This window comes from Pleomorphomonas diazotrophica, assembly GCF_002844595.1.
GTDB classification, from domain to species: Bacteria; Pseudomonadota; Alphaproteobacteria; order Rhizobiales; family Pleomorphomonadaceae; genus Pleomorphomonas; species Pleomorphomonas diazotrophica.
Genome location: NZ_PJNW01000002.1, coordinates 845,767 through 865,251 on the forward strand (window position 1 = coordinate 845,767; position 19,485 = coordinate 865,251).

The 19,485-nt window shown below is 64.3% G+C and carries 24 protein-coding genes; 3 read left to right on the forward strand and 21 right to left on the reverse strand.

The genetic code is table 11. From position 1 onward, the window contains the following. Nucleotides 1–2: 2 nt before the first annotated feature. The 8 genes from flgB to motA all read right to left on the reverse strand — a co-directional run bounded on the left by flgB (nucleotide 3) and on the right by motA (nucleotide 5,674). On the reverse strand, nucleotides 3–383 hold the full coding sequence (flgB, locus tag CXZ10_RS04880; RefSeq protein ID WP_101287959.1) for a flagellar basal body rod protein FlgB: 381 nt from the start codon (nucleotides 381–383) through the stop codon (nucleotides 3–5). 79 nt (nucleotides 384–462) lie between these two features. After that, complete coding sequence (locus CXZ10_RS04885; RefSeq protein ID WP_101287960.1) at nucleotides 463–894, reverse strand: hypothetical protein; 432 nt, start codon at nucleotides 892–894, stop codon at nucleotides 463–465. Continuing rightward, the gene (flhB, locus tag CXZ10_RS04890) at nucleotides 891–1,991 is read right to left on the reverse strand and encodes a flagellar biosynthesis protein FlhB (RefSeq protein WP_101287961.1); all 1,101 of its coding nucleotides are present in this window, start codon (nucleotides 1,989–1,991) and stop codon (nucleotides 891–893) included. The genes CXZ10_RS04885 and flhB overlap by 4 nt, the downstream gene beginning before the upstream one ends. 8 nt (nucleotides 1,992–1,999) lie before the next feature. Further along, a complete protein-coding gene (locus CXZ10_RS04895) occupies nucleotides 2,000–3,031 on the reverse strand; it encodes a flagellar motor switch protein FliG (RefSeq protein ID WP_101287962.1) in 1,032 nt (343 codons plus the stop codon). A gap of 17 nt (nucleotides 3,032–3,048) precedes the next feature. Continuing rightward, on the reverse strand, nucleotides 3,049–3,495 hold the full coding sequence (gene fliN, locus CXZ10_RS04900; RefSeq protein ID WP_245412972.1) for a flagellar motor switch protein FliN: 447 nt from the start codon (nucleotides 3,493–3,495) through the stop codon (nucleotides 3,049–3,051). Between the two features lie 46 nt (nucleotides 3,496–3,541). Continuing rightward, nucleotides 3,542–3,859: a hypothetical protein gene (locus CXZ10_RS04905; RefSeq protein WP_101287963.1), complete on the reverse strand. Its 318-nt coding sequence runs from the start codon at nucleotides 3,857–3,859 to the stop codon at nucleotides 3,542–3,544. Next, a complete protein-coding gene (locus CXZ10_RS04910) occupies nucleotides 3,840–4,772 on the reverse strand; it encodes a flagellar motor switch protein FliM (RefSeq protein WP_101287964.1) in 933 nt (310 codons plus the stop codon). The genes CXZ10_RS04905 and CXZ10_RS04910 overlap by 20 nt, the downstream gene beginning before the upstream one ends. Further along, entirely contained in the window at nucleotides 4,772–5,674 is a 903-nt protein-coding gene (motA, locus tag CXZ10_RS04915; RefSeq protein WP_101288365.1) for a flagellar motor stator protein MotA, read from the reverse strand. Before motA ends, CXZ10_RS04910 begins: the two co-directional genes overlap by 1 nt. Nucleotides 5,675–5,806: 132 nt before the next feature. Here motA and CXZ10_RS04920 point away from each other — a divergent pair, with 132 nt between their 5' ends. The 3 genes from CXZ10_RS04920 to fliI are packed head-to-tail and all read left to right on the forward strand — an operon-like array spanning nucleotide 5,807 to nucleotide 9,006. Then, nucleotides 5,807–6,931 (forward strand): DUF1217 domain-containing protein, encoded by a 1,125-nt coding sequence (locus tag CXZ10_RS04920; protein ID WP_180335861.1) that lies wholly within the window; start codon nucleotides 5,807–5,809, stop codon nucleotides 6,929–6,931. A gap of 3 nt (nucleotides 6,932–6,934) precedes the next feature. Then, the gene (gene flgF, locus CXZ10_RS04925) at nucleotides 6,935–7,660 is read left to right on the forward strand and encodes a flagellar basal-body rod protein FlgF (protein ID WP_101287966.1); all 726 of its coding nucleotides are present in this window, start codon (nucleotides 6,935–6,937) and stop codon (nucleotides 7,658–7,660) included. Further along, on the forward strand, nucleotides 7,657–9,006 hold the full coding sequence (fliI, locus tag CXZ10_RS04930) for a flagellar protein export ATPase FliI (protein ID WP_101287967.1): 1,350 nt from the start codon (nucleotides 7,657–7,659) through the stop codon (nucleotides 9,004–9,006). Before flgF ends, fliI begins: the two co-directional genes overlap by 4 nt. Before the next feature lie 80 nt (nucleotides 9,007–9,086). Here the strand turns inward: fliI and CXZ10_RS04935 are convergent, their stop codons facing one another. The 13 genes from CXZ10_RS04935 to CXZ10_RS04995 all read right to left on the reverse strand — a co-directional run bounded on the left by CXZ10_RS04935 (nucleotide 9,087) and on the right by CXZ10_RS04995 (nucleotide 19,385). Then, on the reverse strand, nucleotides 9,087–9,542 hold the full coding sequence (locus CXZ10_RS04935; protein ID WP_101287968.1) for a hypothetical protein: 456 nt from the start codon (nucleotides 9,540–9,542) through the stop codon (nucleotides 9,087–9,089). Then, the gene (locus CXZ10_RS04940) at nucleotides 9,539–10,000 is read right to left on the reverse strand and encodes a flagellar biosynthesis protein FlgN (RefSeq protein ID WP_101287969.1); all 462 of its coding nucleotides are present in this window, start codon (nucleotides 9,998–10,000) and stop codon (nucleotides 9,539–9,541) included. Before CXZ10_RS04940 ends, CXZ10_RS04935 begins: the two co-directional genes overlap by 4 nt. A 27-nt stretch (nucleotides 10,001–10,027) precedes the next feature. Continuing rightward, on the reverse strand, nucleotides 10,028–10,609 hold the full coding sequence (locus CXZ10_RS04945) for a rod-binding protein (RefSeq protein ID WP_101287970.1): 582 nt from the start codon (nucleotides 10,607–10,609) through the stop codon (nucleotides 10,028–10,030). A gap of 44 nt (nucleotides 10,610–10,653) precedes the next feature. Beyond that, entirely contained in the window at nucleotides 10,654–11,067 is a 414-nt protein-coding gene (locus CXZ10_RS04950; RefSeq protein ID WP_101287971.1) for a hypothetical protein, read from the reverse strand. Beyond that, nucleotides 11,064–11,816, reverse strand: a complete 753-nt coding sequence (locus CXZ10_RS04955; protein WP_101287972.1) for a flagellar biosynthetic protein FliR — start codon at nucleotides 11,814–11,816, stop codon at nucleotides 11,064–11,066. The genes CXZ10_RS04950 and CXZ10_RS04955 overlap by 4 nt, the downstream gene beginning before the upstream one ends. Next, nucleotides 11,813–13,906, reverse strand: a complete 2,094-nt coding sequence (gene flhA / locus CXZ10_RS04960; RefSeq protein WP_101287973.1) for a flagellar biosynthesis protein FlhA — start codon at nucleotides 13,904–13,906, stop codon at nucleotides 11,813–11,815. The genes CXZ10_RS04955 and flhA overlap by 4 nt, the downstream gene beginning before the upstream one ends. Before the next feature lie 177 nt (nucleotides 13,907–14,083). After that, nucleotides 14,084–14,350, reverse strand: coding sequence for a flagellar biosynthesis protein FliQ (gene fliQ / locus CXZ10_RS04965; RefSeq protein ID WP_100079153.1), 267 nt, complete (start codon nucleotides 14,348–14,350; stop codon nucleotides 14,084–14,086). Beyond that, nucleotides 14,350–14,745 carry a flagellar hook assembly protein FlgD gene (gene flgD / locus CXZ10_RS04970; RefSeq protein ID WP_101287974.1) on the reverse strand — a complete coding sequence of 132 codons (396 nt, stop codon included), beginning with the start codon at nucleotides 14,743–14,745 and terminating at the stop codon, nucleotides 14,350–14,352. The genes fliQ and flgD overlap by 1 nt, the downstream gene beginning before the upstream one ends. 16 nt (nucleotides 14,746–14,761) lie before the next feature. Beyond that, the gene (flbT, locus tag CXZ10_RS04975) at nucleotides 14,762–15,169 is read right to left on the reverse strand and encodes a flagellar biosynthesis repressor FlbT (RefSeq protein ID WP_244617072.1); all 408 of its coding nucleotides are present in this window, start codon (nucleotides 15,167–15,169) and stop codon (nucleotides 14,762–14,764) included. After that, complete coding sequence (gene flaF, locus CXZ10_RS04980; RefSeq protein ID WP_101287975.1) at nucleotides 15,166–15,513, reverse strand: flagellar biosynthesis regulator FlaF; 348 nt, start codon at nucleotides 15,511–15,513, stop codon at nucleotides 15,166–15,168. The genes flbT and flaF overlap by 4 nt, the downstream gene beginning before the upstream one ends. A 52-nt stretch (nucleotides 15,514–15,565) precedes the next feature. Continuing rightward, on the reverse strand, nucleotides 15,566–16,621 hold the full coding sequence (locus CXZ10_RS04985) for a flagellar hook-associated family protein (RefSeq protein WP_101287976.1): 1,056 nt from the start codon (nucleotides 16,619–16,621) through the stop codon (nucleotides 15,566–15,568). Nucleotides 16,622–16,635: 14 nt separating this feature from the next. Next, nucleotides 16,636–18,081 (reverse strand): flagellar hook-associated protein FlgK, encoded by a 1,446-nt coding sequence (gene flgK / locus CXZ10_RS04990; protein ID WP_101287977.1) that lies wholly within the window; start codon nucleotides 18,079–18,081, stop codon nucleotides 16,636–16,638. Nucleotides 18,082–18,107: 26 nt separating this feature from the next. Then, complete coding sequence (locus tag CXZ10_RS04995; RefSeq protein ID WP_101287978.1) at nucleotides 18,108–19,385, reverse strand: flagellar hook protein FlgE; 1,278 nt, start codon at nucleotides 19,383–19,385, stop codon at nucleotides 18,108–18,110. Nucleotides 19,386–19,485 lie beyond the last annotated feature (100 nt).

Consider the following 19,485-nt stretch of genomic DNA (forward strand, 5'->3'; position numbering starts at 1 on the left):
GGTCAGCCCTTCACGGCGGAGGTCAGCATGCGGCCGAAGGCGGCGACGATGCTGCGGTTGAGGGAGAAGCTGGTGTGAATGTCGCCGGCCTTGATCATCTCCTGCTCAAGGCTGACCGAGTTGCCGGAATGGGTGATTTCCCAGGATTCCTCGCGGCGGACGTCGGTCGCCGCGGCATCAAGGCCACTGGGCGCCATATGCGCAGGATTGGTTGAAGCGAGCTGAAGCCGCGTCTGGGAAAGGATGTCGCCGAAGGGTTCCACGTCGACGGCGCGGTACTTCGGCGTGTCGGCGTTGGCGACGTTCTGGGCGACCGTCGCCTGACGGACGGACAGCCAGTCGGCTTGCCGGGAGGCGATGGAAAAGAGATGGATGGGCTGCAAGGCGATCCCTCCGATTGTTCGGAAAGGATCATGGCGGCGAAATCTTGCCCGAGGCTGGCCTCGTCAGCAGCCGCGCCGATCAGCCGATCGGAACGAGCCGCGCGTCGGCAATGGCTTCGACGAGACGATGTGTGTTCTCTTCCGGATCACCGGAAGAACCTGAGACGGCAAAGTAGTGGATCTCGACACCGGCGTTGAGCGGGCCGAGGATCAGGCTGAAGAACACCGTCACGCCCTGGTTCTGGAACTCCATGTCGAGCGTCACCGTGGTCGGTCCGGACCAGTCGGTGTCGACGGCGGCGCGCCAGCCGTAGCGAAGCGTGTCGGGCTTGAAATAGAGCTCGACCGAGGAGGCAACGAGGTCGTCAAGGTTGCCGTGCTTCTCAAGCTGGATGTAGACGACCAGATTGACGATGTCGATCAGGCGCAGCTCGGCCGCGACGTCCTTGACGCCCTCGGCGATAGCCTTCTCTCGAGCTATGGATCGGTGGTCGTTCCGGGTGTCCGTCATGGGTGGCCGTTGACGATGGCAGGCAGGTGACTATCGGTCGACCGAACCTGAAGCAGATAGATGATTTCCGCCACGGCCCGGTAGAACTCGACGGGGATCATCTGGTCGAGTTCCACCTTACCGTACATGGCCCTGGTTAGCAATTTATCCTCAACCACCGGGATTCCATTCTCTTCGGCGATCTCGCGGATCTTCAGGGCAACGAGGTCCTGACCCTTGGCGAGCACCACCGGCGCGCCGCCTTCCTCGTAGACGTAGCGCAGCGCGATGGCATAGTGGGTGGGGTTGGCGAGCACCAATGTCGCGCGGGGGACGCTGGCCATCATGCGATGACGGATGCGATCGCGGGCCAGCGAGCGCATGCGCGCCTTGACCAGCGGGTCACCCTCGGTGTTCTTGAACTCGTCCTTCACCTCCTGCTTGGTCATGCGCAGGTTGCGCCGCCACTGGATGCGAGCCCAGATGAGGTCGGCGGCCACCAGCAGCACCGTGGCGATGCAGACGGCGGAGAGCAAGTGGATGGCGATGCCGACGGTGGAGTCGACCAGGGCGCCTGGGTCGGAGAACATGGCGTTCACCATCCGATGCTGTTCGGTTTTGAGGATGATCGACACCACGAGAGCCGTGGCGCTGAACTTGAACAGCGCCTTACCGAACTCGACGAGGCTCTGAAGACCGAAAAGACGCTTCCATCCCTTGGCGAGGGAGAGACGCCCAAGCTCCGGCTTGATGCGGTCGAACACCACCTGCGGCACGTTCTGCACGAAGGCGCCGGCCAGGCCGGCGACCGTGAAGATGACGATGGCCGGCACCAGGAAACGGCCCATTTCGAGGCCGATGGCATTGAGCAACAGAACGGCATCCTGTCCCTGTTCAAGGCGGACGTCTCCGGGGTTGTCGAGGAAGCCGCGAAGGGTGGAGGCAAGCCGCGCGGCGCCGTTGCCGAGCACCCAGACCATGACGATCAGCATGGCGCCGAGGGAGAACAGGACCGGCAGTTCGCGCGACTGGGCTATGTTGCCCTTCTCGATGGCGTCCTGAGTTTTCTTAGGGGTTGCTTCCTCGGTTTTACTGTCTTGTTCCGGCTCGTCGCTCATGACGCACCTCAGCGCACGTAGGTGTCGTCATCCTGATCGGAATTGAGCTCGATCTCGCCGCGACCGGCCATATCGAGCGCCAGATCGGCAATCACCCGGCGTGCCTCGAGCACGTCGCGCTGTGGCGAGGGCTCGCTGGTGGCCAGTTCGTTCTCGACGATGCGGCGTGCGCGCGCGGCGAGGGACGACAGGATGGCGTCGCGGAACTCGAGGTCGGTGCCCTTGAGGGCCAGCACCACCCGTTCGGTCGGGATCTGGTCGAAGATGGCCTGCCGGGCGCGCGGGGCCAGGTTGACGATGTCGTCGAAGGTGAACAGGAGGCCCTTCAGCATCTCGGCGGATTCCGGCTTCACCTTCTTGATGCCCTCGAGCGCGTCCTCCATGTCCTGACGTTCCATCTTGTTCAGGATGTCGGCCATGCGGGCATGGGTGTCGGCACCCATGTTGCGCGAGAAGTTCAGCATGAAGTCCTCATGCAGCGTGCGTTCGGCGATCGCCACCGTGTCCTCGACGATCGGCTTGAGGTTCAGCATGCGGCGCATCAGCTCGTGGCGCAGCGGCTGCGGCAGATGGCTCATGGTGCGGGCAGCGAAGCTCGGGCGCACCTTGGAGAGGATGAGCGCGGCCGTCTGCGGGTGCTCCTTCTGGAGGTAGTTGGCGAAGATCGCCTCGGAAACCGAGGAGATCCGGTCCCAGATGGAGCGGTTGGCGTAGCCGAGCACGTCCGACATGATGTCGGACACCTGGTCGGGCGGCAGGATGCCCGTCAGCATCTTCTCGACGTCGCTGACCGTGCCGAGCAGATTGCCGCCCGTGAAGCGGGTGGCAAACTCCTCGACGATGTCGGAGATCTGCTTGGCCGAAACGGCGCCGAGATCGGCGATTGAACGGGTGACCTGCTTGATCTCGCCGGTATCGAAATGGGAGAGCAGCCGACCCGACAACGGCTGGCCGAGGGCCAGCAGCAGGACCGCCGCCTTGTCGGGGCCCTGCAGGGCGCGGTCGCTCTTGTTCTTTTTCGCCGAAGCCGAGGCTGCCATGATCTTCCGTCTGCTGTTCAGGCGTTGGAGGCGTTGCCGCCGATGATCTCGGTGAGCGAGATGCCGAAGCGGGACGTATCGTCTTCGACCACCACCACTTCGCCGCGGGCGACGGTGCGACCGTTGACCACGACGTCGACCGGCTCGCCGACGCGATGGTCGAGCGGAATGGCCGAGCCGCGCCGCAGCTTCATCAAGTTGGCGACCGGCATGACGGCGGAGCCGAGAACCACCTGGATGGTGACGGGGATGCGCATCACCGCCTCGAGGTTGCGCACCGTCCCGAAACTGTCTTCGACGCTGGGGCCACTCTCTTCCCGAGGCTCGTCCTCGGCCTCGCGGCTGGCGATCGTCTCGACGGCAACTGCCTCCAGAACATCTCCGGCCGGTGTCGGGGCGGAGGGGCCGTCCATCTCGGCCATGATCTCGTCAATGTCGCGCTGAGTCTTGGAACTGCGGGCCATGATCCTATCCTTTTTCCTGAAATTGCGTTGGGACGGGGCCTGGCGATCAGCGGCCGGCGGTTCGCGCGGCGCGTCTCGTCGGTTCAGCCGGGGCGAGGCCGGCGGCCTTTTCCAGCTCATCGAGCATGGACCGGGCCCTTTCGATTTCGACGATCAGGTTCTGAAGCGTGGTCAGGCCCTGCATGTTGATCTCGCGGATGGCGTTGCCGACCGTCATCAGGGCAACGCCGGTCTCGTCGAGCGAGCTGGCATAGGTTGCCTGATGGGACTTGAGCTCGCGCAGTTCGCGCCGGAAGACGAGCAGGCCGGCGATGGTGCCAATCAGTGCGATCAGCAGGATGCTTTCAACGAGAAAGGATGTCATTGAGGAACTCCTGATCGGCATCGACGTGTTCGTCGATCTTGATGGTGTAGAGACCGTTGCTCTGGCCGAGCTGGCACCAGAACAGAGGCTCGCCGCGACAGGTCAGCTTGACGCGGCTGCGTGGCGTCGCCTGCAGTTCGATGACCTGGCCGACCTCGAAGTTGGTGACATCGAGGAGGTCGATCAGTCGCTCTTCGAGGATGGCGTCAATGCGCATCTCGGTGCGCTGCACCTCGCTCTGGATCTGGCGCGCCCAGCGCGGATCGCGCGGCGCCGCCTCGCCGGCCATGGTGTTGGCCAGCGTTTCACGCACCGGGTTCAGGGCCGACTGCGGCAGGATGACGAACATCTCGCCGCCGCGATTGAGGGCCTGCAACAGAAACCTGGCGACCAGTGCCTGGTTGTTGCGACGCCCGATGATCGCGAAGTCCATGCGCGTTTCGATGCGCTCGAACTTGAAGGCGGTATCGTGAGGGGCGCCGAAGGCGAGCGGCAGCACCTTGGCCATGCGCTCGAAGATCGCCTGGGCGATGTTGATCTCGATGTTCGAGAAGGGACGCTCGACGTCGATCGGCGGTTCGCTGCCATCGGCGCCGAACAGCACCTCGACCATGGAGAAGACGAAGTCGCGGTCGAAGCCGACGAGAATGCGCGAGTCCCAGGCCGGCACGTGGAAGACGCCGGCGATGGCGTTGGCCTCGTATTCGTCCAACACGTCGTCGATGCGCGCCGGGGCGACATTGGATAGCGAGAAGTAGGCCGGGGAGGCCGACATCTGGCGGAGACTATCCGCGCAGTGCGTCGCCAGACGGTCGAAGGCGACGTGCAGCATCGGGATGCGGTCGACCGAAATGCCGCTCGCATCGAGAAGCTTGTCGGAAACCGGGCGGGTGGCGCTATGCAGGCTGGCCATCAGGCAGCACTCCGCTGGGCGGCTTCACCGGCCTTCGCGGCGGCCTGCGTGGGTGAGGAGATGACCTCATCCTCGACGTCGTCGATGGTCGGCCGCTGGTGGGCAGGGATGGTCTTGCGCCCGTATTCGAGCGCGATCTGGGGCACGGCCCCGTTCATTGAGGCGATCAGCGTCTGCTTGATCAGAATGTAAGGGGCGAGCTGGCGCTCGCGTGTCGCCTTGATCTTGCCGGCGATCGGCGCCACCACGCCGTAGGACAGGAAGATGCCACCGAAGGTGCCAACCAGGGCGGCGCCGATCAGCGCGCCGAGAATCTGCGGCGACTGGTCGATGGCGCCCATCGCCTTGATGACGCCGAGCACGGCGGCGACGATGCCGAGCGCCGGCAGTGCCTCGGCAATCGCGCCGAGAGCGAGGTAGGGCATCAGCCGCTCGTGGGCGATGGTCTGGATTTCCTCGTCCATCAACTGCTCGACCTCATGCGGCCGGGCGTTGCCGACGATGATCAGCCGGAAGTAGTCGCAGATGAAGGCGCGCATTTCCTTGTCGCGGGTGACATAGGGTACCTTGCGGAAAATTTCGGAATTCTCCGGGTCTTCGATGTGCTTCTCGACGTCGCTGCGCCCCTTGGATCTCAACTCGCGCATCAGGGCGTAGAGCACCTCGAGCACGCCGAGATAATGCTCTCGCCGGGGCACGTTGCCCAGCACCGCCTCTAGCACGCCGCGGCCGGTGTCCCGCACCGTGCGCAACGTGTTGCCGACGATGAAAATGCCGAGGGCCGTGCCGCCGATGATCACGAATTCCCACGGCTGCCACAGCACCGTGAGATGTCCGCCAAGCGCCGCGTAGCCGCCGAGCAAGGAGCCGATCGCGATGATGAAGCCGATCAAACTACCCAAGGCTCTGCTCCTTCTCGTGGTTGCCTGCCGTCGGGTCTAGGCGGCGAGGCTTGTGCGAGGCTTGGGCGGTCTCTGACCAGCCACGTGCAAGGTTCGGGCGGCAAACATCAAGGCAAGACAAGGAGAAAGGCCATGCTGTCGACGCCGCTCAGCTATCAGATGATCACCCGCGACATGTCGGCGACGGTGAAGCGCACGGCGGCCCAGCCGGACGTCAAGCGGGCAAGCGAGTATTACCGTGAGAACATCGGCAAGGTGGCGAACCTTGAGGAGTTCTTCGGCGATCATCGCCTGTACTCCTATGCGATGAAGGCCTACGGCCTTGAGGACATGACCTACGCCAAGGCCTTCATGCGCAAGGTGTTGGAGAGCGACCTCAGCGACCCCAAGAGCTTTGCCAACAAGCTCGTCGACAAGCGCTACCAGGAGTTCGCCAAGGCCTTCTCTTTCCTCAAGCCCTCGGCGCAAAGCCCGGAAGCGCTCTCCGACATCGAGAATAGATATGCCGTCAAGGCCGCCGAACAGGGCGACTCCGCCACGCTGATCCGCTTCGGAACGCTCGCCTATGAGGAGATGCTGCCGACGGTGAAGACGGTCGACGATTTTCTCGCCGACAACACGCTAGTCGCCTATGCCACTACCGCCTTCGGCGTCGAGCCCCCTGGCACGGCAGCCAGTGCCAAGTCTTTTCTTCGGCGCATCCTCACGTCCGATCCCGCAGACGCCGACAGCTTCGCCGCCCGCCAGACCAACCCGGCATGGAGGGACTTCGCTGCGGCATTCAACTTCTCCGAAGACGGGACCGTCCGCGTCCAGACAAGCAAGCAGGTGGAGACCACCGTCTCCAGCTATCTTCGGCAGACGATCGAAACCCAAGCTGGCAAGGAAAACGAGGGCGTTCGCCTTGCCCTTTATTTCGAGCGCAAGGCGCCGACCATCACGTCCGGCTACAGCATTCTCGCCGACCCCGCGCTTCTCAAGGTGGCGCAGACCGCGCTGGGCTTGTCGTCGCAGACCGGCAACGCCGACATCGACGTTCAGGCCAAGTACATGGAAAGCAAGATCGACATCAAAAGCCTTTCAAAGCCGGCCGAACTCAAGAAGTTTCTCACCCGCTTCACCGCCATGTGGGAGGCTGCCAATCCCAGCAGCACGGCGACATCGTCAGTCGCCACGCTGATCACCGGCCAGAGCCGCACGGTGATGAGCGCCGATACCTTGAAAAGCCTGCAAGGGCTGAAACTCGGAGGCCGTTGAACCGTGCAGAGTTCTCTCTACGTCTCGCTGTCGGCGCAGGTGGCGCTTGCCAACCGCCTCGATACGCTGGCCAGCAACGTTGCCAATCTCTCTACGGCCGGCTATCGCGCCGACGAGGTGAAGTTCGACACCTATCTGTCGCGGGCCGGCGCCGATCCGGTCGCTTACTCGTCGACGGGCCAGACCTTCATTTCCCGCGACAAGGGCGGACTACGCCAGACGGGCAACGATCTCGACGTCGCCGTGGACGGCGAAGGCTGGCTCGCGGTGCAGACGCCGACCGGCAATGTCTACACCCGTGACGGCCGTTTGCAGATCTCCGCCGACGGCGTTCTCCAGACCGTGGCAGGCAATCCCATTCTCGATCCGGGCGGAGCTTCGATCCTGGTCGACACCGACGCCGGCCGCCTCACCATCGGTCGGGATGGCATGATCTCCCAGAACGGCCGGGCGATCGGCGCCATCGGCCTGTTCTCCATTCCCGACGAGGCGAAGCTCGCACGTGGCACCAACTCGGGCGTCATTCCCGATCAGCCGGCGGTGCCGGTGGTCGATTTCGTCGGCCAGGGCGTTGCCCAGGGCTTCGTCGAAGAGGCGAACGTCAACCCGGTGCTCGAGATGACGCGTCTCATCGAGGTGACCCGGGCCTTCGAGCAGGTCACCAACGCTTCGACCAAGTCCGAACAGTCGATGCAAGACGCCATCAAGCGGCTGGGTCAGGTCTCGTGACGAAAAGCTTCGGCCTTGAAAACCTTGCCGACCGAGTCGCGACGGCGGCTCATGAACTCGGCTACGTGCGGATTGGCGGGCGGGTGTCGGAGGTCGCGCCTGACGCGTTCCGCCTGCGCGGCCTGTCGCGCCATGTTCGCCTCGGAGACCGCGTCGAGATCGCAGCCGCCGACGGCGCAAGGCTCGCCGAAGTGCTGCGCATCGATGGCGATGGCGTCACCGTCAAACCCTTTGCCCCGCGCCTCGACGTCGGTCTTGGCGCCGCTGCCTGGCATGCCGGGCCCGTGGTGCTGGCCCCGCATCCGTCGTGGAAGGGGCGCGTCATCGACGCCATGGCAGCGCCGGTCGACGGCCTCGGGCCGCTCACGCCGGGCGGCGTCGCCGTGCCGGTGGACGGTCGGCCGCCCAACGCGCTTCGGCGCGCCCGCGTCAAGAAGCCTATCCGTACCGGCGTCCGCGCCTTCGATCTGTTTACGCCGATCTGCGCCGGCCAGCGCATCGGCATCTTCGCGGGATCCGGCGTCGGCAAGTCCACAACGCTCTCGATGATCGCCCGGTCGCGTGCTTTCGACACGGTGGTCATCGCGCTGGTCGGCGAGCGCGGCCGCGAGGTGCGCGAGTTTCTCGACGATTCCCTTGGCGACAACCGCGCCCGTTCGGTCACGGTGGTGGCGACCGGCGACGAGAGCCCCATGATGCGGCGCCTGGCGCCTCGCACCGCCATGGCGGTCGCCGAGTATTTTCGCGACCGTGGCGAGGAAGTGCTGCTGATCGTCGACTCGGTAACGCGCTATGCCCATGCGGCCCGCGACGTAGCGCTCGCCGCCGGCGAGCCGGCCGTGGCGCGCGGCTACGCGCCGAGCGTCTTCACCAGCCTGCCCGAGCTCCTGGAACGGGCCGGCCCCGGCGAGGAGGGCGGCGGGTCGATCACCGGCGTGTTCGCCGTCCTGGTCGATGGCGACGATCACAACGATCCGGTGGCCGACAACATCCGCGGCACCCTCGACGGCCACATCGTGCTGGATCGGTCGATCGCCGATCAGGGCCGCTATCCGGCCGTCAATGTCCTCGCATCGATTTCCCGCCTTGCCCAGCACGTCTGGAGCCGCGAGGAACGCGATCTCGTGCTTAGGCTCAGGAGCCTGATCGCCCGCTTCGAGGATACCCGCGACCTGCGCCTGATGGGCGGCTATCAGTCCGGCCAGGACCCCGAGCTCGATCAGGCGGTATCTCTGGTGCCGCGCATCTACGACGGCCTCCGACAGAACCCGACGGATCCGCTCAGTCAGGACGCCTTTCGGGAACTTGCCGAGAAGATGCAGCCGCCGCCGGCGCCATCCAACTGAACCGGTCCGACGCAGTTGCAACGAAAGAGGCGGCCCTCCAACCAAGGAGAGCCGCCTTTCTTGCAAGCCGGAACTGAAGACTACTGCTTCATGGCGTCGCGCGAGAAGTAGCTGATCTGGTCGACCAGAACCTCCTGGACGATGTCGCTTTTCAGGCGCACGTTGACCTTCTGGCGGATGCCATCGGCGAAAGCCTTGAGATCGTAGCGCTGGATGTGGTCGAGATCGACGGTTTCATCGCCATAGATCGTTCGGAAGGCCTCGTCTGTGACGAACAGCTCCGGCGGCACCGGCGCTTCCTTGAGGCGGGTGCTGTCAGCCGTAAACACCAGTTCCAGGACGCTGTAGCCCATCAGCTTGCCGTCGCGGATCATCGGCACGTTGATCGGCTCCGTCTTGACATACTGGAGACCCTCCCAGGTTGGCTCGGCCGTCGGCTTTGCCACGCTGCCGTTCACCAGCCACCAGGCGGCGCTGTAGGCCGACAGCAGCGTGACGACGCAGACCCAGAGGCCGGTGAGAAGCAGGCGGCTCATTGCGGCAACGTCCACAAGCGCTGCGGCGGCGCGTATGTACCGTCGGATTCGGCGTCACGGATGGCCGCAGTCAGAATGGCCGAGATCTCTCGTGTGGCGTCGAGGTGGGTCTTGAGCAGCATTCGGTTGCGCTCAAGCTGTTCGCGGAAGCTCTCCAGCCGGTCTCGCAGGTCATCGCCAATGCTCAGGGGGTCGACGAGGCGCATGGCCCGCGTCAGTTCCAGGAGACCATGGCTCTTGCGATAGTTGAGGTCCTCAAAGGCCGGCGTCTCGCCAGCGCGGAGGGTTTGCGTTTCCTGATCCACCACCTGTTCGAGACGGGCAATGGCCTTGAGAAGCGCATGAACCTCGATCGGCGTGCTGTCGTCCGGACCGTTCCAGACGTCGGGGGTGGTGGACAACCCGGTAGGAGTGGCGGATTCAAACGAAGTGGAGACGGCGGCGAGCGGTTCGTCCATCAGGAAACTCCGAAATTTGGTCGGACGTCAGATACGCGGGACGGTTGAAAGAAGCGCGGCAAGGCGCAGCGGAGAGGGGCCGGCCGCGCCCGTGCTGGCATCGGCCACATGTCCGGCAGCGAGGCGATCGGCTATGCCGATGCCGCCGGCTCTTGCCATCTGCACGCCGAGCTGGTCGGAGAGCATGGATTTCCATACGTCGCCGGCCGTGCCGGAGCCATAGACGCCCTCCGCCCCTTCAGGAAGCATCGAGCCGATAAAGGTGCCGAGCACCATTGCCTCGAAACTTTCAAGTGTCTTGGAGCGACGGTCACCAGCAAGGGCCTCCGCGGCGTCCACACGGCTGGCCAGAGCCGTCTCGTTCTGAAGGCGAAGGCGGGCGCGGTGAAGATCGAAGGGTGCCGAGGGGCTCGGGTCCACGACCGGCGCCGTGTCGGCCAAGGCGACCAGAGCGTTGCCGGCCTCGGATACGGCGGGCATCAGGTCGGCAAAGGCGGTGCCGGCGGTCTCCGCCAGGCGGTCGAGCTTGGCAGTTGCCACCTTGAGCCGCTCGGGGTCGGCGGCGCGGGCGACGTCGAGAATGATATCCGACGGGGGAGAGATGGCCATCAGCGTCCTCCGGAAACGTTGCGAAACAGATTAGCCGGCCGAGCTTAAGCGAGGCTGGCGTGGCGTCGTCGGGCGAGGGCGCCTTCGACGAGGCTTTCGAGCTGGCGCTTCTCCTCCTCGGCGGCGACGCCAACCTCCAATCGGTCGATCATGGTCTCGGCGAAGCGCGTGTGGCGCGCCTCCGTCATCACGGCGGCAATCTGTTGCGCCTTCAGCGGTTCGAGCAGCGCACGCTGCTCTGTTAGACGTTTGAGACGGCTCGCCATATGGCCGGCAAACAGTCCGTGCAACGGCGTGTCGTCGTTGAGCGTGGCGATCAGCGCCACGCATTTCTCGTCGATCTCAGCTTCCTCGCGCATGACGCGGGCAAGGCGCAGTTCCTCGATCTGCTTGAGCTGCCGGCGGAGCTCGGCGATACGACGCATGGCTTCGAGGCGTTTCTTGTCGGGCGCGGTCATTGCGAAGCCAGCCAGTCGGAAAAGCCGAGCACGAACAGTTGCTGGAACTCGACTGCGGTGAAGTAGAAAAGCATCAGGCCGCCGAACATCACGAAGGGCATCGAGATGAAGTAGACGGGGATCGAGGGCGTCATCTTGTTGACGAGGCCGAGGGTGAAGTTGATCACCAGGCCATAGATGATGAAGGGGCTGGCGAGACGCAGCGCCAGCCAGAAGGCGGTGGAGAGCGTATCGGTCACTTCGATGAGGCTGCCCTGCGGATCGAAGGCGCCGGCAACCGGCAGCACCCTGTAAGAGGAAATGACCGCTTCCAGCACCTTGGCGTGCTGGTCGGTCAGGAAGAACATCAGCGTCGCCGTCAACATGATCAAGGCCGTCATGGCCGGCAACGCCTCCTGATCCTCGATCGCCGTGTCGGGCATCGAGAAGCCGGCGGTCATCGCCATGGCATGCGACAGCATCTGAAGGGCGAGGAAGAACAGGCGGCCCAGAAGTCCGATGAAGAGGCCGGTGAAGGTCTCGGCGGCGATGAGGCGCAGAAGCGTTACCGGCGCGTCATCCGTTATGGCCGCAGCGGCCTCGTCGACCAGCATGGGAGCCACGGCGAGCGTCAGGCCGAAGGCCAGAAACAGACGCACCTGCATGGGCACGCGGGCACTGGACACGCCGACCATCAGCATCAGCACCCCGCCGATGCGGCAGAACAACAGGCATACGGCCAGAACGGTGGTCGAGCCGACGCCGGTCATGAAATGGTTCCGAGCGCTTCCACTTCGACGCCGCGGGCGATTTCCACGTGGCTCAGCACCGGCAGCGACGGGAACAGCCGCTCGACGATGAGCCGCACATAGGGGCGGGCCTCGGGCGCGGTGACCACGGCAAAGCTGTGTCCCTGCGACAGGCGGCTGCGGACCGCTTCCGACACCTCGGTGCCGAACTGTTCGACGAGGCGCGGATCGATGTCGAACTCGATGACGTCGCCCTTGCCGTCGCGTTTCAGGCCCTGATGGAACGTCAGGTCCCAGCGGTTGCCGAGGCGCAATACCTTGAGCGTGCCGCCATCGGCCAGGTCGCCGCAGATCTGCTGGGCGATGCGCATGCGAACGTGCTCGGCGATCTGCTCGGCACGCCGGACATGCGGGGCGATCTCGGCCACCGCTTCGAGAATGAGATGAAGGTTGCGGATCGACACGCGCTCGGCCAGCAGCAGCTTCAGCACCGCCTGGAGGCCGGAGAAGGAGATCTGCGACGGGCAGATGTCGTCGACGAGGCGCTTGTACTCGGGATCGAGGCGATCGATCAGGACGCGCATGTCCTTGTAGGACAGGAGCTGCGGCAGATTGTTGCGTAGCACCTCCGACAGGTGGGTGAGCATCACCGACATGCTGTCGATCGGCGAGTAGCCCTCGCGCGTCACCTCGTTCACATAGTCCTGCGACACCCACATCGCCTTCATGCCGAAGGCCGGCTCACGAGTCTCGTCGCCGGGCACGTCGGGCCCAGCCGTATCACCGGTGATGACCATCACCTCGCCGAGCCGCAGTTCCTGGGCGGCAATGACCGTGCCGTGGATCTTGATGCGGTACTCCTTCTGCGGCATCGCCACGCTGTCGCCGAGCTTGATATCGGGGACTACGAAGCCATACTGCTGGGCAAACTTGCGCCGCATCTTGCCGACGCGATGGGCCAGCTCGCCGTGATTGTTCATCATACGCGCGGCAATCTGCTTGCCGAGGCAGAGTTCGATCTCGTTGGTGCGAAGCTGTTCCTTGACCGAGTCCTTGGTCTCAGACTTGGTTGCCTGTTCGAGCCGGCTCTTCTCGGCCGCCTCGGCGGCGGCACGCTCGGCGCGACGCTTGGGGATCGCCCGGGCGACGAAGCCCATCAGAGCGGCCGGGATGAGGAAGGGCAGGAGCGGCAGTCCGGGAACCAGCGACAGGCCGGCCAGAAGGCCGGCGGCCACCACGAGGGCGCGCGGATAGCCGCCCAGCTGCCCCATGACCGCCTGTTCGGCGGAACCGCGCGTACCGCCCTTGGATACCAGGAGGCCGGCGGCCAACGAGACGATCAACGCCGGAATCTGGGTGACAAGGCCGTCGCCGACGGCGAGCTTGACGAAGGCGTCGGCCGCCTCCGACACCGGCAGGCCGTGGCGGGTGGAGCCGATGACGATGCCGCCGAAGATGTTGACGGCGGTGATGATGATGCCAGCGATGGCGTCGCCGCGCACGAACTTCGAGGCGCCGTCCATCGAGCCGAAGAAGGTGCTTTCCTCCTCAAGCTCGCGCCGCCGCTGCTGCGCTTCCTTGTCGGTGATCAGGCCGGCCGACAGGTCGGCGTCGATGGCCATCTGCTTGCCGGGAATGGCGTCCAGCGTGAAGCGGGCGCCGACCTCGGCGATGCGGGTGGCGCCCTTGGTGATGACCACGAAGTTGACGACGATCAGAATGGCGAAGATGACCAGACCGATCACGAAGTCGCCGCTCATCACCAGCCGCGAGAAGCCCTGGATGATGTGTCCGGCAGCGCCGTCGCCGGCGTGCCCTCCCGCCAGGATCTGGCGCGTCGTCGCCACGTTGAGCGCAAGGCGCAGCAGCGTGGCGATCAGGAGGACGGTCGGGAAGGAGGAGAAGTCGAGCGGCCGCTGGATCCACAGCGCCACCATCAGGATGAGCACCGAGAGAGCGATCGACATTGCAAGCCCGGTGTCGATCAGGATCGGCGGGATCGGCAGGAACAGCACAGCCAGGATGGCGACGATGCCGATGGCGAAGCCGATGTCGCGCGAGCCTGAAGCACTCTTGGCACCGGCCGGGGGCGACAGGCTGAGGTTCGACATGCGGTGTGCTCCTGAATGCGGTCAGTTCTGAAATAATCCCGGTAGATGGAGCGGGGCTTGCGCCCCATGTCCTGGGCTAGAGGTTCTCCGGGAAACAGGTTCGCCGGGGAACCTCTATATCCTTGTTAAGACGCAGTTCCGGACGCAAAACCGGTTCCCACTTTTGCTGGAACTGCTCTAGAATCCGCTTTCGATGCGGCCGTAGACGATTTCAGTGAAGGCGTAGATCTGGGCACCGATGAACGGGCCCGTGGCGACGATGGTCAGCAGGATGGCGACGATCTTGGGGATGAAGGTCAGCGTGATTTCCTGCACCTGCGTCAACGCCTGCAACAGCGCGATGACCACCCCCACCGTCATGGCCGCAAGGACTGCCGGCCCGGAGCCGATGATGATGGTCCAGATGGCGTCTCGGACCAGGTCGAGGGCGTCGAACTCGTTCATCAGGTAACGACCACGCCGGGGCCGAGCACCACCGACTTGCCGGTGTCGAGGTCGGCCAGCGCGCCGCCGTTGACGATGCGAACCGCGGTGACCTTGCCGGAAATGCTGCCATCTTCGGAGGTGAGCGTACGGCCGATGATGCCGTCGGCCTGCGACAGGGCAAGGGACGACAGGAGGCCGTCGAGCTTGGTGTTGGTGGCTACCGATTGTTCGACCTGCGAGAAGGTGGCGAACTGCGCGATATACTCCGTCGAACTCGTCGGGGCCGTCGGGTCCTGGTTCTTCATCTCGGCCATGAACAGCTGCAGGAAGGCGTCGTAGTCGAGGGAAGGACTGCTGGAGGATTTTGTCGTCGATGACGAAGTGGAGTTCTGGTTGTTGGTGTTGACTTGCATGGCGCGTCCTCCGGGATCAGGCGGCTATGAGCCCGCCCAGCACGCCGGCCTCGACCGGAAACAGCGAGCGGATGGTTTTGAGCGCATCGAAGGGGCGTTCGGCGGCAAGCTGTGCCTCGACTGCCCGGAGGCCGGTGCGGATATCGGGGTTGATCAGCGTCCGGTCGAGCGAGGCGATCAGTCCGGCGGCGATCGAGCGGGCACTGCGATTGTCGGCGCCGTCGATCATGATCATCTGGACGGCAAAGTAGAGCTGGCGCAGTGGGGTGGTGGTCTCTTCGGGCTGCATGACATGGGCTTCGAGCAGGAAGCTCACGTCGTTCAGAAGCTCGATGGACACCTTGCGATCGACGCGGATGACCGCGCCGTTGATGTAGAGGCGCTCGCGGGCGCGGAGACCGATGTGCATCGAACGGCTGCTCATGCGAGACCCGCCCGAATGATGGCGTTGATTTCAATCAGTCCGTCGAAGTTCTCGGACTCGTTGCGGCGGATCTGCTCGGCCTCCTTGATGATCCAGAGGCCGATGGAAATGAGGTCGGCGCGCAGCTTGTCCGGCAGGTCGTTGTCGGGGCTGGCGAGGTCCTCGATGAGGTAACTCCACAAACGGCGGAGATAGAGGACCGCGTCGGTCGCTTCGCGCGACCGGCTGCCCTTGGTCTTGGCCCGTTCGAGGAGTTCGACGGCATGGTCCATTGCCTCGGCCTCGTGCTGGCGCGCGAGGTTGACGGCATCGCTGACGATGTCGGCGTAGGAAAACTGATGCATGAAACACCCTGCGGGTTGAGATGAAGCGAGCCGCCCGGCGGACCGGGAGGGATCAGAGGTAGTTGAGCAGGCTGAGCTGCTGCATGCGGCTGGTCAGCGCGAACGCCATGTCGAGCTGCGTCTCCAGCGCGGAAATGCGCGTTTGGGCTTCGATCGGGTCGACCTGCTCGAAGTTGTTGATGTTGCGATTCAAGATGTCCATCTGGGCCTTGATGCGACCGTTGGCATTGCTGACGCGCTCCTGCGCGGTGCCGAGCCGCGCCTTGACGACGGTGACGTCCACGGTGGCGTTGCCGACGATCTGGGCGGTCTTGTCGATCAGGCTCTGATAGGCCATCTCCGACAGGCCGCTGTCGGCAAGTTCGCTGATCATGGTGTAGGCCATGGCCAGCTTGCGGAAGGCCGGATCGTTGGCGTTGGCCGAAGTCTCGATCAGTTCCGATGTCGAGATACGGCTCTTGACGTTCTGACCTGAGGCAGACGACCAGCCGGTCGCCGGGTCGGTCCAGCTTGTCGCGTCGAACATGCCGGCAAGGTTGACGTCGATGAAGGTCGCAAGATCGCTGGCCGAGAGATCGCCGGGCGTGGCGGCGCCGACGCTTACGCAATAGTTGGCAAGCTCGGTGTCGAAGGCCGCCTTGGTGGCCGAGGTCGGCGTGGCGAAATAGTCGGCAACCGGACGGACGTCGGTGTTGATGCCGGCGAACAGATATTCGCCGTTGATGGACGTGTTGAGCGAGGCGATCAGCGACTGGAGGTTGTTCTTGGCATCGTCCGCGATCACTTCCGCGCCGACCTTGCCTGACCGGACGGCGATCAGCGAGGCCGCAAAGTCCTGGGCGCTCTTCAGCACGCCATCGAGCGCCGCCTGGCTAGTGTCGAGGCGCGAGGCGACGAGACCGTTGGTATCGCGGATGGCGTCGAGGCGCTGGTAGTCCTGGCGGAGCGAAATGGTGCGCCCAGTCTTGTTGCCGAGCTCCAAACCGACGTCGGCCCAGCGGCCGGAACTCAGCTCCTTGGTGTTCTTGGCGAGCTCGGTCTGCATCTTGAGGATGGAAAGACGGGACGCCGTGGACGCCGCCTGGGTCGAGATGTAGGTGGTTTTCATGTCTCACTCCTCTCTCAGACGGCGTTGAGCAGATCTTGAAGCATTTGGTCGACCGCCGAGATGAGCTTGGCGGACGCCGCGTAGGTGCGCTCGATCTCAAGCTGCTTGGACAGCTCGTCGTCGAGGTTGACGCCGGTGGTGTTGGACAGCGCTTCGGAGGCGCGCTGCAGCATGGTCGACTGGTAGGTCGATGACGTGTCGACCTGCTGCCGATTGAACTCGAGCCAGCTGGCCGAGGATGCGGCGTAGTCGGCGAGCGTGTTCGTGGGGTCGGCACCCGAGTCCGGATCGAACACCCGCGCTTCGCCAAGTTCGGTGACGATAGCGTTCAGGCGCGTGGCATAACCGGCCTCGTTGGTGGTGTTGTAGTCGTAGGTGATGCCGTCGCGAATGAGGTCGAGGTTGCCGCCGGTCGAAGGATCGACAGCAGGATTGACCTTGATGAGGCCGGCAAGCCCGGTTTCGATGGTGGCTGTGGCCGGTATCGTGCCCGCCGGCCAGGTGAACAGTCCCGGCACGTCCGGACCGATGCCGGACGGATCGGTTTCCGAGAATGCCTCGATCAGGCCGCGGGCAATTTCATCGAGCTGGCTCTGATAGGTGACGCCCACCTCGTCGCGCAACGTGGCGAGGCCGGCAAGGCGGCCAGTCGTGCTGGGCATCGAAGACGAGCCACCAACCACGGCGACGCCGTCGACATAGACCGCATTGCCGACGGTGGATGCGCTGAAGATATTGGTTGCCTGGAAGCTAACCTCGCGGGGGTGGGTCTCGAACAGGGTCACGCCGCCGTCCGTGTAGATGGCGACATCATTGTTGTCGCGCGCCACCACGGAAATACCAATCTCCTCGGAAAGCTGGGAAATCAGGTTGTCGCGGCTGTCCAGGCTGTCGGTGATGTCGGCACCGGTCACCGTCCCGTGGACGATGGTGGTATTGAGCGTATCGATCTTGGCGAGCAGATCGTTGATGCGCTGGACCGAGGTTGCCATGTCGGCGTCGGCAAGCGCTCGCGTGGACTGAACCGTCGTGGTCGCCTGGTTGAGGGTGGTGGCCAGAGTGGAGGCCGAACTCAGGACCGACTGGGCGAGAATGGTGTTGCTGGGATTGGCGGCATACTGCTGCAGTTTGTCGTTGAGATCACCCAGCTTGGCCGCCGGGCTCTGATCGAGTTCGGGGTCGCCAATGGTCTGGGACAGCTTGGTGAGACCGTCGAGCAACGCGTCCTGCGTGGCCGAGGCTGAGGTCGCCTTCAGCATGGTCTTGTAGAGGGCGGCATCGGTGGCGCGCTGGATCGACATCACCTGAACGGTGCCGCCGGTGCCGGTGACGACCACGGCCGACTTGCGCGAGTAGGAAGCCTCCTTGGCGCCGGCGATGTTGCGCGACGTCGTCGCCGTCTGCACACCGGAGGTCTGCAGCGAGGAGTTGGCGACGTTGAGGGCCATCGAGAGGGACATGGGAGGATTCCGCCGGGGGTTGGAGGTCAGCGCTTCAGGTTGACGAGCACGTCGAGCAGATCGGAGCCGGTCTGGAAGACCTTGGAGTTGGCCGTGTAGCCGCGCTGCGCCTCGATCATGGCCGTGAGCTCGCTCGCCATGTCGGCGTTGGACTGCTCCAGCGAGCCGGATTTGATAACGCCGAAGCTCGACGATCCGGCAAAGCCGAGGCTGGGATCGCCCGAGTCCATCGAGATGGAGTAGGCGTTGCCGGCGATGGGCGTCAGGTTGTCCGGGCTCGGAACGTTGGCGAGCGGGATCTGGAAGGTGGCCTTGCGGGTGCCGTCGCCGAAGATGGCGTAGACGATACCCTTGTCGCTGATTTCGATGCTGTCGACCGCCTGCGCCGCGTTGCCGTCGGTGTCGCCGGTCGGATTGAACTCCTTGGTTCCAAGCTGCGTCATGGACGAGAGGTCAAGCGTCATCGTCTGCGACGAACCGCCGTTGGGCACCGAGAAGGAGGCGATCGCCGGGGCGGTCAGATTGCCATTGGCGGGATTGAAGTTGAGCGTGCCCGTGCTGAGAACCGGACCGACGGCCGGCGTTCCGGTGGCAACGTAGGGGAAGCCGCCGCCCGTGGCGCCGGCGCGGTCGAAAACCGCGTACTCCCACTGATTGGCACCGGTCTTGGTGAAGTAGACGTCCAGCATCACCTCGTTGCCGAGGTTGTCGTAGGCCGTCAGCGAGGTCTTGTTGGTATAGGTGGAGGCCGCCGTGTTGCCGCTGGCCGGGGTCGCCGATGCCGTGGCATTGGAATCGAGCGTGGCGGTGAGATAGCCGCTCGTCGTCGGCGAGGCCGTCATGCCCAGGGCGTCGACATTGACCGGCACCAGGCCCGTCAGACTGTTGGCGGACGGGGAGGGCGGGCCGTTGGCCAGATCATAGCCGAGAAGCGTGAAGCCGCCGGCGTTTTTCAGCGTGCCGTCGGTCTGTTCAACGAAAGAACCGGCGCGCGTTAGGTAGGGGGTACCGCCGGCGTCCTGCACCACGAAGAAACCTGAACCGGTGACGGCGAGATCGAGGCCGCTGGTGGTCGACAGATAGGAACCAGCCTCGCCAATGGCGTAGCGCGTCTGGGTCGTTACGCCGGCCGGCTGGTAGGCGCCGGACCGGCTGTTGCCGATCACCATCGACGAGAATTCGGTCGAGGCGCGCTTGTAACCAACCGTATTGGCGTTGGCGATGTTGTCGGCGGTGGTAGCCAACCGGCTGCCCTGGGCGTTCATTCCGGAAACGCCGCTGCGCAAGACACCGTAAAGACTCATCGCTCATCTCCTGAAGCACTGTCATTGCTTGCAGGAAACACCGCCACCCTTGCGCGAAGCTTGTGATTGGAAAGCTAAAATTGGAAGTAAAACACTATCA